This window comes from Mucilaginibacter sp. P5_A6, assembly GCF_056400585.1.
Genome location: NZ_JBFUKZ010000024.1, coordinates 17,750 through 33,171 on the forward strand (window position 1 = coordinate 17,750; position 15,422 = coordinate 33,171).

At 41.4% G+C, this 15,422-nt stretch carries 17 protein-coding genes; 11 read left to right on the plus strand and 6 right to left on the minus strand.

The genetic code is table 11. From position 1 onward, the window contains the following. Positions 1-59: 59 nt before the first annotated feature. Together ligD and AC1DO4_RS21935 are read right to left on the minus strand one after the other, a co-directional pair. The gene (gene ligD / locus AC1DO4_RS21930; RefSeq protein ID WP_477419713.1) at positions 60-2,774 is read right to left on the minus strand and encodes a DNA ligase D; all 2,715 of its coding nucleotides are present in this window, start codon (positions 2,772-2,774) and stop codon (positions 60-62) included. A 120-nt stretch (positions 2,775-2,894) separates the two neighbouring features. Next, positions 2,895-3,074 carry a hypothetical protein gene (locus AC1DO4_RS21935; protein ID WP_477419714.1) on the minus strand — a complete coding sequence of 60 codons (180 nt, stop codon included), beginning with the start codon at positions 3,072-3,074 and terminating at the stop codon, positions 2,895-2,897. A 163-nt stretch (positions 3,075-3,237) separates the two neighbouring features. Here AC1DO4_RS21935 and AC1DO4_RS21940 point away from each other — a divergent pair, with 163 nt between their 5' ends. From AC1DO4_RS21940 to AC1DO4_RS21950, 3 genes are all read left to right on the plus strand, one after another. Then, positions 3,238-3,789 (plus strand): dihydrofolate reductase family protein, encoded by a 552-nt coding sequence (locus AC1DO4_RS21940; protein ID WP_477419715.1) that lies wholly within the window; start codon positions 3,238-3,240, stop codon positions 3,787-3,789. 68 nt (positions 3,790-3,857) lie between these two features. Beyond that, the gene (locus AC1DO4_RS21945; protein ID WP_477419716.1) at positions 3,858-4,253 is read left to right on the plus strand and encodes a hypothetical protein; all 396 of its coding nucleotides are present in this window, start codon (positions 3,858-3,860) and stop codon (positions 4,251-4,253) included. 671 nt (positions 4,254-4,924) lie between these two features. Beyond that, positions 4,925-5,242 carry a hypothetical protein gene (locus tag AC1DO4_RS21950; protein ID WP_477419717.1) on the plus strand — a complete coding sequence of 106 codons (318 nt, stop codon included), beginning with the start codon at positions 4,925-4,927 and terminating at the stop codon, positions 5,240-5,242. On the opposite strand, the gene AC1DO4_RS21955 is transcribed toward AC1DO4_RS21950, so the two are convergent. Continuing rightward, on the minus strand, positions 5,239-6,132 hold the full coding sequence (locus AC1DO4_RS21955; protein WP_477419718.1) for an SMP-30/gluconolactonase/LRE family protein: 894 nt from the start codon (positions 6,130-6,132) through the stop codon (positions 5,239-5,241). The genes AC1DO4_RS21950 and AC1DO4_RS21955 overlap by 4 nt on opposite strands. Before the next feature lie 192 nt (positions 6,133-6,324). On the opposite strand from AC1DO4_RS21955, the gene lysS reads away from it, so the two are divergent. From lysS to AC1DO4_RS21970, 3 genes are all read left to right on the plus strand, one after another. Beyond that, positions 6,325-8,046 carry a lysine--tRNA ligase gene (gene lysS, locus AC1DO4_RS21960; RefSeq protein ID WP_477419719.1) on the plus strand — a complete coding sequence of 574 codons (1,722 nt, stop codon included), beginning with the start codon at positions 6,325-6,327 and terminating at the stop codon, positions 8,044-8,046. A 184-nt stretch (positions 8,047-8,230) separates the two neighbouring features. Then, the gene (locus AC1DO4_RS21965) at positions 8,231-8,485 is read left to right on the plus strand and encodes a hypothetical protein (protein WP_477419720.1); all 255 of its coding nucleotides are present in this window, start codon (positions 8,231-8,233) and stop codon (positions 8,483-8,485) included. Between the two features lie 65 nt (positions 8,486-8,550). Continuing rightward, positions 8,551-8,769 carry a hypothetical protein gene (locus AC1DO4_RS21970; protein ID WP_477408342.1) on the plus strand — a complete coding sequence of 73 codons (219 nt, stop codon included), beginning with the start codon at positions 8,551-8,553 and terminating at the stop codon, positions 8,767-8,769. Between the two features lie 76 nt (positions 8,770-8,845). Here AC1DO4_RS21970 and AC1DO4_RS21975 read toward each other — a convergent pair whose 3' ends face one another. Then, positions 8,846-9,394 (minus strand): DUF2892 domain-containing protein, encoded by a 549-nt coding sequence (locus AC1DO4_RS21975; protein WP_477408343.1) that lies wholly within the window; start codon positions 9,392-9,394, stop codon positions 8,846-8,848. Positions 9,395-9,467: 73 nt separating this feature from the next. Here AC1DO4_RS21975 and ung point away from each other — a divergent pair, with 73 nt between their 5' ends. Beyond that, complete coding sequence (ung, locus tag AC1DO4_RS21980) at positions 9,468-10,145, plus strand: uracil-DNA glycosylase (protein ID WP_477419721.1); 678 nt, start codon at positions 9,468-9,470, stop codon at positions 10,143-10,145. Between the two features lie 167 nt (positions 10,146-10,312). Here the strand turns inward: ung and AC1DO4_RS21985 are convergent, their stop codons facing one another. After that, a complete protein-coding gene (locus AC1DO4_RS21985; protein WP_295719405.1) occupies positions 10,313-10,783 on the minus strand; it encodes an Lrp/AsnC family transcriptional regulator in 471 nt (156 codons plus the stop codon). 129 nt (positions 10,784-10,912) lie between these two features. Here AC1DO4_RS21985 and AC1DO4_RS21990 point away from each other — a divergent pair, with 129 nt between their 5' ends. From AC1DO4_RS21990 to smpB, 3 genes are all read left to right on the plus strand, one after another. Further along, positions 10,913-11,566, plus strand: coding sequence for a metal-dependent transcriptional regulator (locus AC1DO4_RS21990; protein ID WP_477419722.1), 654 nt, complete (start codon positions 10,913-10,915; stop codon positions 11,564-11,566). Then, positions 11,563-13,467, plus strand: coding sequence for an Nramp family divalent metal transporter (locus tag AC1DO4_RS21995; protein ID WP_477419723.1), 1,905 nt, complete (start codon positions 11,563-11,565; stop codon positions 13,465-13,467). The genes AC1DO4_RS21990 and AC1DO4_RS21995 overlap by 4 nt, the downstream gene beginning before the upstream one ends. 63 nt (positions 13,468-13,530) lie before the next feature. Further along, complete coding sequence (smpB, locus tag AC1DO4_RS22000) at positions 13,531-13,983, plus strand: SsrA-binding protein SmpB (protein WP_477408441.1); 453 nt, start codon at positions 13,531-13,533, stop codon at positions 13,981-13,983. Positions 13,984-14,087: 104 nt separating this feature from the next. Here the strand turns inward: smpB and AC1DO4_RS22005 are convergent, their stop codons facing one another. Further along, a complete protein-coding gene (locus AC1DO4_RS22005) occupies positions 14,088-14,747 on the minus strand; it encodes a protein-L-isoaspartate(D-aspartate) O-methyltransferase (RefSeq protein ID WP_477419724.1) in 660 nt (219 codons plus the stop codon). 220 nt (positions 14,748-14,967) lie between these two features. Here AC1DO4_RS22005 and AC1DO4_RS22010 point away from each other — a divergent pair, with 220 nt between their 5' ends. Then, a complete protein-coding gene (locus AC1DO4_RS22010; RefSeq protein WP_477419725.1) occupies positions 14,968-15,390 on the plus strand; it encodes a GxxExxY protein in 423 nt (140 codons plus the stop codon). Positions 15,391-15,422: the final 32 nt, after the last annotated feature.

Sequence of the window (15,422 nt, forward strand, 5' to 3'; positions counted from 1 at the left end):
GCGCTGCGCTCGCAGTGACATAAGGGATAATTAATTGTCGCAAACCGCCCGCTACCCCCCTAACTGAAAACACTTTGCGCTTTCTTAATCGCTTTTTCCAGGTCGATAGCTTTGCCCAAAACTCCTTTGAAAAGATCGCCTTCGGTTCTTAGCCTGTCGATAGAATTAAATATTGTAAAGCGCTTCATTGTAAGGCCGGGTTTTACTTCGTCCCAATGCAGGGGCATAGATACCATTGCACCAACCTTTGGTCTGAGCGAATACGGACCGGCGATGGTTGCGCCGGGGCGGTTCTGTAAAAAATCCAGGTACATCTTTCCCTTACGGTTGGCTACCATACGTTCCAGGCTGGTATAACCGGGTATTTGTTTGTGAACAATATTTACAATAATGCGGGCAAACAGCTGTGTTTGGTCATAACTATACTTCGCATCCATCGGGATATAAATATGCATGCCGGTAGAGCCGGATGTTTTGCAGTATGAGGGCACATCAATGACATCCAGCACCTTTTTAACCTCAAGGGCGGCTTCTATCACCTGGTCGAAAGTGTTTTTATCGGGATCAAGGTCTATCACGCAGTAATCGGGGTTATCCGGCGACTGTACACGACTAAACCATGGGTTCATTTCAATACAACCAAGGGAGGCCATCCATAACAAACTGGCTTCATCTGTACCTACTAAATATTCCTTATGCTCGCCCTCCCCGTTGGTGTAAGGGAAAGTTTTGGCCCAATCAGGGGCTTTATCTTTTACATCTTTTTGATAAAAACTGGGTCCATGAATCCCCCCGGGAAAACGGTTGAGCGACATAGGCCTGTCTTTCAAATAAGGCAAAATATATTCAGCAACCTGGTAATAATAATTAAACATATCGCGCTTGGTTACCTTATCCTCGGGCCAGTAAATTTTACTTAGGTTGGTAAACTTCAAATCGTGACCGCAGATTTTGCGTACCTGCGTTTCGTCGGTAGGGTTTAGCAAAGTTTTTCTTTCTTTCACTTTTGGAGGTTTTATGGCCGAGGCATGTGTGTCTTCCTGCTTTTCTTCTGCAGCCTCAACTGCTGTTTCCGTATGTTCAGCTATTTCGCGTACTACATCTTTTGCTTTTTTATCCTCACGCATACCCTGGAATGATGGGTGGCGAAAAACACCATCGCTGGTCACTTCGCTAAAAGCTACCTCGCAAACCAGATCCGGCTTCAACCATGTTGCCTTTGCTTTAGGTGGATTTGGCCTGAAACGTGACGGTTTGTTTACATCCGGTATGGTATCAAACGGACTTTCATCGGTAATGAGCGGCTTAAACTGCGCCATCATTTCCTTTTGTACCTTATCCGAAAAGCCGGTACCCACTTTGCCGACATATTGCAGACTTTCACCCTCGTAAACCCCCAACAGCAAAGAGCTGAAATGCTTTGAGGTATCTTCGTTTTTGGTAAAGCCGGCAATTACCACCTCCTGCCGTTTGCTAACCTTGATCTTAAGCCATTCTTTTGATCGCAGATCTGCCGAGTAGGTACTGCTTGCTTTTTTGGCGATAATCCCCTCCAGGCCCATCCTTTCGGCGGCTTTAAAAAAGTCGGTACCGCTGGCATTAAATACTTTGCTTACGCGGATGCGGTCATCGTCGGCAGGTAAAACGGCCTTTAATATTGCCTGGCGCCGGGTAAGGGGCAGGTCCATGAGGTTTTTACCATCGTACCAAAGAATATCGAACACGTAGTATACCAGTTCGCCATCGGCTTCGCTGCGCCAGTTTTGCAGGTTGCCGAAATTGGAGATCCCCTTATCATTCAAAACCAATATCTCGCCATCAAGCACCGCATTAATCTCCCAGCCCTGCAACAGTTTACGGATGGGGTAAAATTTTTCGCTAAAGGTTTTGTTATTGCGCGATAGCAATTCCACCTCGCCTTTATTGATAAAAGCAAGGGCGCGGTAGCCGTCCCATTTTACCTCGTAAACCCAATCAGGATCATCAAAGGGCTCATCAACCAAAGTTGCCAGCATGGGTTTTATTCCCGTTGGAATTTTGGTTTTGGGAGCTTTTTTTAATATAGCAGAGGTATCAATATGCTCCGGCCCGGCCACACTTTCTTTAGGCTCGGTTGCTTCAATCAATTTTTTTATTGATGCCGGCTTCTTTGGCTTTTCTATTTCCTCTGCATGACCATGCTGCCAAACCTTGTCGCCGGTTTTCTCCATGGCTGCAATGGTTTTACCAGAGAGCACCGATTTATCTTCTTTAGTAATATCCATTTTTGAGGCAAAATCATCATCGTGTTTAATCAGCAGCCAGGCATTATCGCCCATGCCATGGGTTTTAACCAGGGCAAATTCGCCTTCCAGTTTTTTGCCGTGCAGCTTTATTTTGAGCGAACCGGATTTTAGTTGTTTAAGCAGTGCCTTTTCCTGTTGTTTTTTATCTTTTATATCTTCAATGGGCTCGTATGTCCCCTCGTCCCATACAATCACTGTACCGCCGCCATATTCGCCCTGCGGAATGATGCCCTCAAAATTTCGGTAATCATAGGGATGGTCCTCCACCATCATAGCCAGGCGCTTGGTTTTAGGATCGGTGGATGGCCCTTTGGGTACTGCCCAGCTTTTGAGCACACCATCCATCTCCAGCCTGAAATCATAGTGCAGGCGCGAAGCATCGTGTTTTTGAATAACAAAGGTCAGGCTATCCTTATCCCGGCTTTTTCCGGCTTTGGGCTCGGCGGTCTTGGTAAAATCCCGCTTTTCGGCATATTTTTCCAGGCTCATGGTAAAAGATGTTTTTTTTAGGATAACATCATACAGCGAGAGAAAGTTTGGGCGTAATTAAATCCCGAAGTTTACATCAGCGTTAAAGCCCTCTCCCGAGAAGAGGGCAAAATAAAATCGTTATTTTTTATTAGCTATTTTACGATCATTGTCCCGATTAGAGGTTTGGTCGCTGCGCTGGCCGCCGCCATTAGTGATACCAGCTTGTTTTTTTGCCGTTTTTTGATCTGTAAAAGCCCTGTCGGATGTTGAATTACCCTGCATATTTCCACTGCGATTTAAATCCTGTTGATTTTTCATGATCTGATAATTTAAGTAAACAATAGCGAATTGACACAAGAAGTGTGCCGGGAGGAAGCATACTTGTTTCAAAATATTTTTTAAAACCTCTTGTCCAATATTTGTTGTTTCATTTGATATAGGTGTATAAGTCAAATTTTAATACATCTAAAAATCAAACATCATGAGAAAGTTAACAGCATTTAATTTTGTAACCTTAAATGGCTTTTATAAGGATGCCAGTGGCACAACCGCCTGGCATGAACATGACGACGAAGGCAGCAGGTTTGCCGGGGATAATATGCAGGCCGGCAACATATTGCTTTTTGGGCGCTTAACCTATGAAATGATGGCCGGTTTCTGGCCTTCACCTATGGCCCGGGAAAGCATGCCCGAAGTTGCCAAAGGCATGAACGACGCCCAAAAGATTGTTTTCTCAAAAACATTAAAAAAGGCAGACTGGCAAAATACCACAATCGTGAGCGACATGATAGCCGAAGTTAAAAAGCTAAAGCAAACACCAGGCCATGACCTGACGATATTGGGCAGCGGCAATATCATTAGCCAACTGGCCGACGAGGGCTTGTTAGATAGCATCCAGCTTATGATTGACCCGATAGCTTTAGGCAGTGGTACACCGATATTCAGCGGCATAAACAAACAACTCAACCTGGAATTAACGGATACCAAAATATTTAAAAGCGGGGCTGTGTTGCTTTCCTATCAATTATTATAAATTGTAAATTGGCAGGAGTTAAACCAATACCAAAAAAACCAGTCCTACAACCACAAAAAACATAAACTATGAAAAAGTTATTATTGATGCTAGCGCTTATAGCCGGTTTAGGCCTGTTTGCAAATGCACAAGACAAAGCCCCTGTAACACCGGCATTAAAAGCAGCCAAACAAACCAAGGTATTAACGCAACAGTTAAACCTTAACAATAGCCAGATCAGTAAGGTGAACACCGTGTTGCTGGATCAGGCTAAAAGCCTGGATAGCTTAAAAGCGCTTAAAACAACTAATGATAAAAAAGAGCAGAAATATGCGCATAAACTGATCCGTGACCAGGCTGATGCGAAATTAAAGGCGATACTTACTCCTGAGCAAAAAACTAAATATGTTGCTTTAGTAGCAGCGAAAAAAGAAAAAAAGGAAGCTAAGAAAAAGGCTGATACCGCACCCGCCGCACAGAATTAATGCTGTAATATTATTTTATTGATTGAACCCTTAAAAGCCGCCATAAGTACCGCGGCTTTTAAATTTATTACTTGTTGTTTTACTACTTATTGTTGGCTAACCAATATTACCACAAAAAGAAAATAATTAATGTAAATCATACAATAATTCATAAAAAATAACGTATTTATTTTCAATACGCGAAATCGAATTCTGTAAACTTTGTGATATTTTTTATAAAGTTTGCCACTTTTTAAAATTCAAGGTCATATTGATATCATTGATGCTTAAAAATAAACATATTGATACACAGGCGATAACGTGTTAAAACAACAGTTATTTTATTATCAATATTGCATAGTAAACGGTTAATTTTTATCAAATTGTTAATAATTAATATTTTTACTTAAAACATTTGCAAAATAAAAGATGTGTTGTATATTTGCAGTGTAATAAATGTAAGGCGCTGAACGGCAGCAACAGATGGTTCGAGACCTCCCTTACAGCTCTTCTCATAATTTAGGTTTATAATTGGTTAGAACGCGCCCCTGCCCATCAGAGGGCGCTTCTTGTTTCTATATATTTTTATAATTAAATGGATCAAGTGTAATTCTTGCGGCGAATAAATAACCAAAAACAAAGTTCCATTCCGCATTGTATTATATTGTATCATCTATAAAAATCATACAGCTATGAAAAATCCGGTTTATGTAGATTTAAAGCACGCTGATGGCAGTTCGAGAAGCATCATCATTGAACCGGTATTGAAGCACAACCTGGCAAATACCGGGGTATACAACATATACAAAACATCGGTTGACAATGAATCGCGGCTATTTACCGAAGAAATGGAGATAGATGAGGCCAGCCCTTCTTTAGCTAATAAAGACAACCCGGACTATTTAGGGACAATTACTTTCCCCCAAACAGGCCCCTGGCATTATGATGGCGACCTGCTAAGCAATCGCGAGCAACAACAAATTATCTCCATATTGCAGCAAAAAGCTTAATCCACTCCTTTTACCTTCATTTTAAAGGTATATACCGCTTTGGATGCGGTTATAAATAGCATATCCTTATTTTTACCGCCAAAGCAGATATTGGCTGTCCAGGGTTCATCTATATCTATATGTGCTACCTTTTCGCCTTTGGGGTTAAAAATGGTAACACCTTTGCCGGTAAGGTAGATGTCTCCTTTTTCATCAATCGTCATTCCATCCGATCCCTGTGCGGTAAAAAGGGTCCGGTTGCTTAATGAGCCATCTTTATTAATCTCGTAACGATAGGTTTTGTTATCGCCAATATCGGCCACGTACAAATATTTACCATCGGGCGTACCTATAATGCCGTTGGGCCTTACAAATTTATCGTCGACTATTATAGCTTCATGCCCGCCTTTTGGCAGGTAATAGAGCTTTTGTCCGTCAAGGTCGGTTTTTTTGCGGGTCCAGTAATTGCGTTGGTAGTATGGGTCGGTTATGTACAAGCCACCATCCGGGCGTACCCAAACATCATTGGGGCCGTTAAATAATTGCCCCTTATAATTGGCAAGCAGCACCTTAACCTTACCTTTGGGGCTGATAGACCATAACTGATTTTTTTCATCGGCGCAACTGATAAGGTTACCTTTTTTGTCAAAATACATTCCGTTACTACGGCCCGCGCTATCTAAAAAGATGGATAGCTTGCCATCGGTATCATACTTCCAGATCTTATCATTAGGCTGATCGGTAAAAAACACGTTGCCTTTTTTATCAACAGCCGGCCCCTCGGTGAATGAGAACTGTTTGGCAACCAGCACAGCTTTAGTACCGGCATCATATAAACTTGTACTATCCTGGCTAAATACTTTGCAGGTGACAGCTATAAGGCATAATAAGATCAGAGAGATTTTTTTCATTTGCGGATGGTAATTGGTTAGCTAATATAGGTTGTTTAAAGGAAAAAAAAGGAAGTCCCCTCTAAATCCTCCCCGGTAGGGTACACTTTTATTGCATTTCTTTTTAAAGTCCTCCCTTCCGGGGAGGATTTAGGTGGGGCTTTTCCATTAAAAACGCTATTTTTGCACCTTTATTAAAATACCGTTCAAAACATGAGTATTGCACTATCCGAACAGGAAATTATTCGCCGCGAATCTTTACAACAATTAAGGGCACTGGGCATTAACCCATACCCTGCCGAAGCTTTTGATGTTAACGCCTGGGCACAGGATATTACCGATAATTTTGCAAATAAACCGGAGGCCTACCAAAATGTAGTTATCGCGGGCCGTATCATGACCCGCCGCATCATGGGCAGTGCATCTTTTGCCGAGATCCAGGATTCAACCGGGCGGATCCAGATCTACCTGAAACGCGACGATATTTGCCCTGATGAGGATAAAACTTTATACAATACCGTATTTAAAAAACTACTGGACCTTGGCGATTACGTAGGTATAAAAGGTTATGTATTTTTAACCCAAACCGGCGAAATTTCCGTTCACGTACGTGAGCTGATTGTGCTGTCCAAGTCGTTAAAACCATTGCCTGTAGTAAGGCGGGATGACGATGGTAATATATACGATGCATTTACCGATCCGGAGCTGCGTTATCGCCAGCGTTATGTGGATTTAACTGTTAACCCGGCTTATAAACAAATTTTTGTTAACCGCTCCAAAGTTATTAGCAGCATGCGCAACTATTTTAACGCGCAGGGCTGGATGGAAGTAGAAACCCCAATATTGCAGCCCGTACATGGTGGTGCAGCGGCGCGTCCGTTTACTACACACCATAACACGCTGGATATGCCGCTGTTTTTACGCATAGCCAATGAGCTTTACCTGAAACGCCTGATTGTTGCCGGTTTTGATGGTGTTTATGAGTTTGGCAAAATGTTCCGTAACGAGGGGATGGACCGCACCCACAACCCTGAGTTTACTGCCATGGAGATTTATGTGGCCTATAAAGACTATATCTGGATGATGGCCATGGTTGAGGAATGTCTTGAAACCGTTGCCAAAGCCGTTCATGGCATCCCGGTGGTACATGTGGGCAGTAACGAGATCAACTTTGCTGGTCCGTATGAGAAGTTGTCGATGTATGATTCTATCCTGAAATATACAGGCATCGATGTATCCGCCATGGACGAGGCCGCCTTACGCGAGACCTGTGCCGAGCTTAAGATAGAGGTTAACCCAACCATGGGCAAAGGCAAACTGATTGATGAGATCTTCAGCGCCAAAGTTGAACACAACCTTATTCAGCCTACCTACATCACTGATTACCCTATCGAGATGACCCCGCTTGCCAAAAAACACCGCACAAAAGAGGGCCTGGTAGAGCGCTTTGAGCTGTTTGTGAATGGCAAGGAGATAGCAAATGCCTACTCCGAATTAAATGACCCTATAGATCAGCGCGAGCGTTTAGAGGAGCAGCTGATTTTGGCCGGTCGTGGCGATGATGAAGCCATGGCGATGGATGATGACTTTTTACGCGCCCTGGAATATGGTATGCCGCCAACATCGGGCCTGGGTATTGGTATCGATCGTTTGGTGATGCTGATGACTAACCAGAGCACCATACAGGAAGTATTGTTCTTCCCGCAGATGCGCCCCGAGAAAAAAGCTAAAGTTGTTACCGCAGATGATTTCATAAACGTGGGCGTACCGGCCGAGTGGGTACCTGTATTAAATAAGATGGGCTTTAACACAGTTGAAGAACTAAAAGCCGGCAACCCCAACAAAGTATTTAACGACCTGGGCGGGATGCGCAAAAAATTAAAACTTGAAATTACCATGCCTGCAAAGGAAGTGGTGATGAGTTGGTTTGAGTAAGATTTATTCGATTTTCAATAATTTAAGAGACGCACCAAATGCGTCTTTTTTATTTTATATCAAAATTTTAATATCGCACTATATAATTTTTAATTAAAATAGTATAAAAATCTATTTTTCTTTAATATATTTACGCTAACACATATATTTGTGTTACAAGTAATACCTTATCACAATATTATATATGCGTTTAAATAGTTGCACCGTTAATAGTACCGGGCATATTACAAAGCTAAAGCGCGATTATAGCGGCAGCCAATATTATGCTATATCCTGCTCAGAAAACATAGGCGATAATAATGGTATCTCTATTATTAATATTATGGAAAATCTTTCTTTTGAGTCGGGTTGCACTTTTTGTAAAAATGATTATGGTTATTCGCTAACTGTAAAGCAAATACGCTATATCAACGGTAACAATTTGTTAATGAAAGCTTAAAGCAAATACGACTTTTGGTTTAATAATGATGATTATACTTGCAATAAACAATAAATACAAATATCATGACTAATTCAATTCTGGAAATTACCGAAAATGAATACCTGATAAAACTGAACAGGAGCAATTTCAACCTGTCGTTCATCAGGAGTTTATTAAAAATGGTTGAAGTGTCGAATCCAACCGAAGAAAGCGATTACACCTATAGCGACCACGTGGTGGTACATCCCTACCAAAATCATTCGGCCACAGCTGATTACTTTAGCGCTATTGACGAAAAATAAAAGGGACCCATTTTGGGGTCCCCTTTATTTTTTTTCTTTTTTTGCTTGCTGTTTGATTTGCCTATTCTTTATCTGATTAAAACTGACGATATCCCCCTCTTACTACTTGCTTATCCATTTGGGCCAACTGGCCTTTCATCATCTTTATCTGGTCGGTAAGTAATTTATTCTTATCATCTTTTGATGCTTCAGACAGGTACATTTGCGCTTCGCGCTTATTACGTTTTGCCATAGAAATACCCGCCAGGCTCAATTTAGCCAAAGCTATATTGTGCGACATTTTCATGCCCAGCTGTAAAGATTTTTTAAAGTATTTCTCAGATTTCATCGGCGCTTTGCGCGATTCGATCAAACCAATCAACAGGTTATAATAACCATGCTGATTTTTGTGTAATTGTTTTTCGTAATCGGTTATCTTCATTAACCATTCCTCGGCTTTGGCCGAATTCTCTTTACGCAGGAAATATTGCGAAATGATCATGTTCTCGTTAAAAAAGAAACTGAGCAACACGATACCACCAAAAAACAATACTAAAATACCCCAGCCCCAAAAGCCAAAAGCACAAAGCGCAACAGCTGCGCCAAAGAATACACACGCTACAATTAAACGAACTATATTTGACATAATTTGTGATACATATATTAACTGCAAATATCCGTTTATTTGTACGCTAAACCAACATCTATATAAATATTTTATGTCGAATGCATTACACCCATCATGGCTTGCAGTATTAGAAGACGAATTTGGCAAGGCATACATGGTAAAACTGAAACAATTTTTATTAAAAGAGAAAGAAACGGGACAAATAGTATACCCCAAAAATGCCGAAATTTTCAATGCTTTTAACACCACGCCTTTTGACGATGTTAAAGTAGTGATATTGGGGCAGGATCCTTACCCGGGCGCTCACCAGGCACACGGACTCTCGTTTTCGGTACAAAAGGGCATTGCAATACCACGGTCGCTTAAAAACATCTATAAGGAGCTGGAAGCCGATATCCCGGGTTTTAAAACCCCAACACATGGCAACCTGGAAGAATGGGCCAAGCAAGGCGTATTACTTCTAAACGCTACCCTCACCGTAAGGGCCGGAGATTCGGCCTCCCATCAAAAAAAGGGCTGGGAAGAATTTACCGACGAGGTGATCAAAACCATATCTGATAAAAAAGAAGGCATCGTATTCATCCTTTGGGGAGCATTCGCACAATCAAAAGCAGTATTGATTGATGAAAAAAAGCATTTCATCATCCGGTCGGCCCACCCCTCTCCCTTCTCGGCAGAGCGCGGCTTTTTCGGCAGTAAACCTTTTTCGAAAACTAATGAAATTTTAAAAAGAGAAGGGAAAACGGAAATAGATTGGCAAATAGGTTAGATGTGCAGATTTCAGATGTGCGGATGTGCAGATGATGAAATAAATTAAGAATTTTAATCTGTAGATTTCAAAGCTTGAGTTAAATGATGAGCAGTCCATAAACTAAAAATGTGCAGATGAGCTCTTTTGAAGCTCATTTGCACATCTGAAATCTGCATATCTGCACATCAATATTCTAACGGCACAATCGGTTCCTTTTTACTCGTCGACATGATCATCATGGTTTGGAAGGTTTTTACTACCGTGATGCGGCTTATTTTTTCCATGATCAGTTGTTCGTATGATTTAATGTCGCGCACATAAACCTTTAGTAAAAAATCGCACTGGCCGGTTACGTGATGGCACTCGGTAACTTCTTTGATAGTTTTTATCTCATCCAAAAAAGTTTGAATGGTATTCTTTTGATGAAAATCAAGCGAGATCTGGATAAAAGTTTTGATGCCCAGGCCAAGCTTTTCTTCATCTACCAGCGCATGATAGCTTTTTATATACGCGGCGTTCTCCAGTTTACGCACGCGCTCAAGCGTTGGAGCCGGCGAAAGCCCTATTTCGTTTGATAACTGAAGGTTGGTTATCCTTCCATTTTCCTGTAAAATCTTGAGTATCTGTAGGTCTATTTTGTCTAATTCAGCAGCCATAGTACTTGCAAATATAATATTTTCCGCATTTCACAAAATTAAATTTCACTTAAAACGAGTAAAACAAAAATATATTTCCTAAGTCTTCATATTTTAGATTAGTCTAAATTTTTTATTAGTTTTGTATAAATGAACACATTAGCCGAGGAGAACTATTTAAAGTGCATTTATCACCTGGCAATAGATGCCGGCATAGTGAGCACAAATCAAATTGCAGCATCCTTAAATACCAAAGCATCATCGGTTACAGATATGCTGAAAAAGCTGGCTGATAAGGCCTTAATTAATTATACCCGTTACCAGGGGGTGAGCCTCACGGATGCAGGCGAGAAGATAGCCATAGGCATTGTACGTAAACACCGCCTTTGGGAATATTTTTTAGTAGAAAAGCTCAATTTTAAATGGGACCAGGTTCACGACATGGCCGAAGAAATGGAACACATATCGTCTGAAGAATTGATAGACAGGCTTGACGAATTTATGGGTCACCCCAAACACGACCCACATGGCGACCCGATACCTGATTGCAACGGCAAATTTAAATCAATGGAGTTAAAACCCGTTTCGGCATTAACAGTTAACCAATGCGGGGTAATTTCGGGCGTACGCGATCATACATCATCGTTTTTACAATATCTCGAAAAACAGCAGCTTACCATTGGTAAAAAAGTAACTATAACCGATATTATTGAATACGATCATTCTGTGGCTTTAAAAACCGAAACAGACAAAGAAATATACATCAGCCGTGAGGTTGCTAATAATTTATTGATATCCTTATGAATAAACACGAACATAACCCCTCATTAGGTAACGTACACAGCTCAGTTCACCCCGAAAGTAAAATCGGCTGGCGCCGTATAATGGCCTTTTTGGGTCCGGCATACCTGGTTAGTGTAGGCTACATGGATCCGGGTAACTGGGCTACAGATATTGCCGGCGGCAGCGCTTTTGGTTACAAGCTTATCTGGGTGCTGTTTATATCAAACCTTATTGCCCTGTTACTGCAGTCATTAGCTGCGAGACTGGGCATTGTACGCGGGCTCGATCTGGCACAGGCTTCCAAACGTGCTTACCCGCGTTTTGCGAACTTTTGCCTGTATATATTGGCTCAGATAGCCATCATAGCCTGTGATCTTGCCGAGATCATCGGTATGGCCATTGGCTTAAAACTACTTTTCAACCTGCCACTCATATGGGGCGTATCGCTTACCATAACCGATACTGTGCTGATGCTTTACCTGATGAACAAGGGCATGCGCAAGCTTGAGGGTTTTATAATATCTATGATATTCATTATAGGTCTGTCCTTTTTGATAGAAATGTTTATTGTATCGCCCGATGTAGTGGACGTTGCAAAGGGTTTTATTCCGGCCAACCTGTTTAAAAACGATGCTGTTAGCCGGCAAATGCTGTACATAGCTATTGGTATAATTGGGGCTACTGTAATGCCGCATAACCTTTACCTGCATTCGTCGCTGGTACAAACCCGAAAGATCACCCGTACAGATGAGGGCATGAAAGGGGCCATCCGGTTTAACCTTTTTGATACTGTGATTGCGCTTAACCTTGCTTTTTTTGTAAACGCGGCCATACTCATCCTCGCCGCGACCGCCTTTTTCAAAAATGGCTATTTCCAGGTCGCCGAGATCCAGGATGCTTATAAGTTGCTGGAACACATCTTTGGGAGAATAGCTCCTGTATTGTTCGCCATAGCGCTGATAGCATCAGGGCAAAGCTCCACTATAACAGGCACGCTCGCCGGGCAGATCATTATGGAAGGCCACATTAACCTGCGCATTGAGCCATGGCTACGGCGATTGCTTACCCGTGTGCTGGCCATTGTACCGGCTGTGTTTACCATACTTTATTTTGGGGAGCAGGCATTAGGCAACTTGATCATACTAAGCCAGGTGGTATTAAGCCTTCAATTGGGTTTCGCTGTAATTCCCCTCATCCACTTTACATCAGATAAGAAAAGAATGGGGAATTTTGCCATCAGCCTTAAAGTAAAAATATTGGCCTGGGCAAGCGCAATACTAATTGTTGGACTTAATGCGAAATTAGTGGTTGATCAAATTGGCGATTGGTTAAAGGAGAACCCAAAATCGGATATATACATCTATATTTTTGTTGTGCCTATAGTAATTGGTGTTTTTTTATTACTTATATACGTTTTCCTAAGGCCAGTACTTTATAAACATACCACCCAGGTTGCTTACGTTGTTCCACATGGCATTGCAACCGCTATTAATGAGCTTGACGCCATTACCTATAAGCACTTAGCCATTACCATTGATTTTTCAAAGAACGACAAAGATTGTCTTCGCCATGCTATTATGCAAGGCGGAAAGCATGCTCATTATACATTGATTCACGTTGTGGAAACTGCCGGCGCGCGCTATTACGGCGGCCAGGTAATGGATAACGAAACAAAAAGCGATGTTGATAATTTAGATCAATACGTTGAAGTAATGAAAAAGCTTGGTTACAAAGCCAAAGCCGAAATAGGTTATGGCAACCCCGCCAGGGCCATTGCCGACATTGTAAACACAAATGGGATAGACTTTATAGTAATGGGATCGCACGGGCACAAAGCTTTGAAAGACCTTATTTTTGGCACAACGGTTAATTCGGTAAGGCACAAGGTAAATGTACCTGTGTTGATAGTGAAACCGCAATAGGGCACAACAATAAAGAGCAAATAAAATTTTACGTAAGTTTGCAGCTTTAGCAGCAGGATAATAATGGCCGAGGATAAAATATATATAAAGAACAAAAAAGCTTATTTTGAATACCACGTGCTGGATAAATACGTAGCCGGCATTAAATTGCTGGGTACCGAAATTAAATCTATCCGCGAGGGCAAAGCAAATATTAATGATGCTTTTTGCACTTTTATTAATAACCAGCTATTTGTACGAAACCTGCACATATCAGAGTATTCTTACGGATCGTTTTACAACCATGAAGCCAAACGCGACCGTGTGCTGCTCCTTAACAAAAAAGAGCTCAAAAAACTGCTAACCCGGGGCGAAGAAAAAGGATTGACCATTATCCCGCTTGCCCTTTTCATAAGCGAACGCGGCTTTGCCAAACTGGAGATAGGCCTTGCCCAGGGTAAAAAAACCTTTGATAAACGCGATACTATGAAAGAGCGCGATACCAAAATAGAGATGGACAGGGCGATGAAGCGATAAAACCCCAGGCCCGCGCACTAATGTGCAGATATGCAGGTTTCAGATGTGCAGATTATTAAAAAATAAAACATCATTTGCATATTTTCACATCTGAAATCTGCACATTACCACGCCTTATCCCCTACCAAAGGCACAAACCTAAAGGTATCCAATGCTATCTTTTCGTAATCATGCTCACCTACTTTGAGGACGGTAACCATTTTCTGGGTTTCTTCATCACCAACAGGTATTACTAATATACCGCCTATTTTCAATTGTTTTAGTAATACATCCGGTACTGTGGGAGCACCTGCAGTTACAATTATTTTATCGTAAGGCGCATATTTCGCTATGCCGATAGAGCCGTCTCCGCAAAAGAAATGGGGTTTGTAGCCCATTTTTTCGGGCAGTACATATTTAGTTCTTTCATAAAGCTTTTCCTGGCGCTCAATGGTATAAACATCGGCGCCAAGTTCCATCAAAATACAGGTTTGATAGCCCGAACCTGTGCCAATCTCCAGCACCTTATCGCCTTTGCGAATGTGCAGCAGCTGGGTTTGATAGGCAACCGTATACGGTTGCGAAATGGTTTGCCCCTCACCTATCGGGAAAGCAATATCCCGGTAAGCCTGGTTCCAGAAAGTTTCGGCAAAAAAGTAATGGCGCGGTACTTTCCCTATAGCTTTTAGCACTTCTTCATCCTGGATACCTTTTTTTTCCAGGATATCCACCAATCGCTTACGGGCACCTTTTTCGCGATAATTATCAATATATTTCTGAGCCATTACACAGTAAAGTTAGCATGATTTTGGGGATTTTGCTTAATGAAAGTACCGGATTAAGGTAATTGGTTAATTGTTAGGTTGTAATATTTTGAACACGATTTAAGGATTGGGCAGGATTTACAGGATTTGGTTTTTCGGGTTTATATTTTAAAAGATTTGTTGACTCTGATACATGATTTATACTTAATTTGAACAATTAATACATCTAAACCTTACTTGTATGTCATCCAAATCACCGGAAGCTATTAATGAATTAACTCATAAAATAATTGGCTGTGCGATGCAGGTACATAATACACTCGGCAGCGGGTTTCAGGAAGCCGTTTATCAAAGATCCTTGGCCATAGAAATGAAAATCGCGGGGTTACGTTTCGAAAGGGAAAAGGAAATATCAATTTTTTATAGGAATGAATTAGTAGGAAACAGAAGAGTTGACTTTTTTGTAGAGGAATCCGTAATGTTAGAGTTGAAAGCCGTCGACACAATTAATGATTTGCATAAAGCTCAAACCATCAATTACCTGGAAGCTTACAGTTTAGCAGATGGATTATTAATAAATTTTGGAGGCTTAAGCTTAGAATTTAAAAGAATGTACAACAAAAAACTGGTCAAACTCAAAACAAATCCAACTAATCAATCCTAATAGTGACACGTTGACAAGTCAAAAAATCCTGT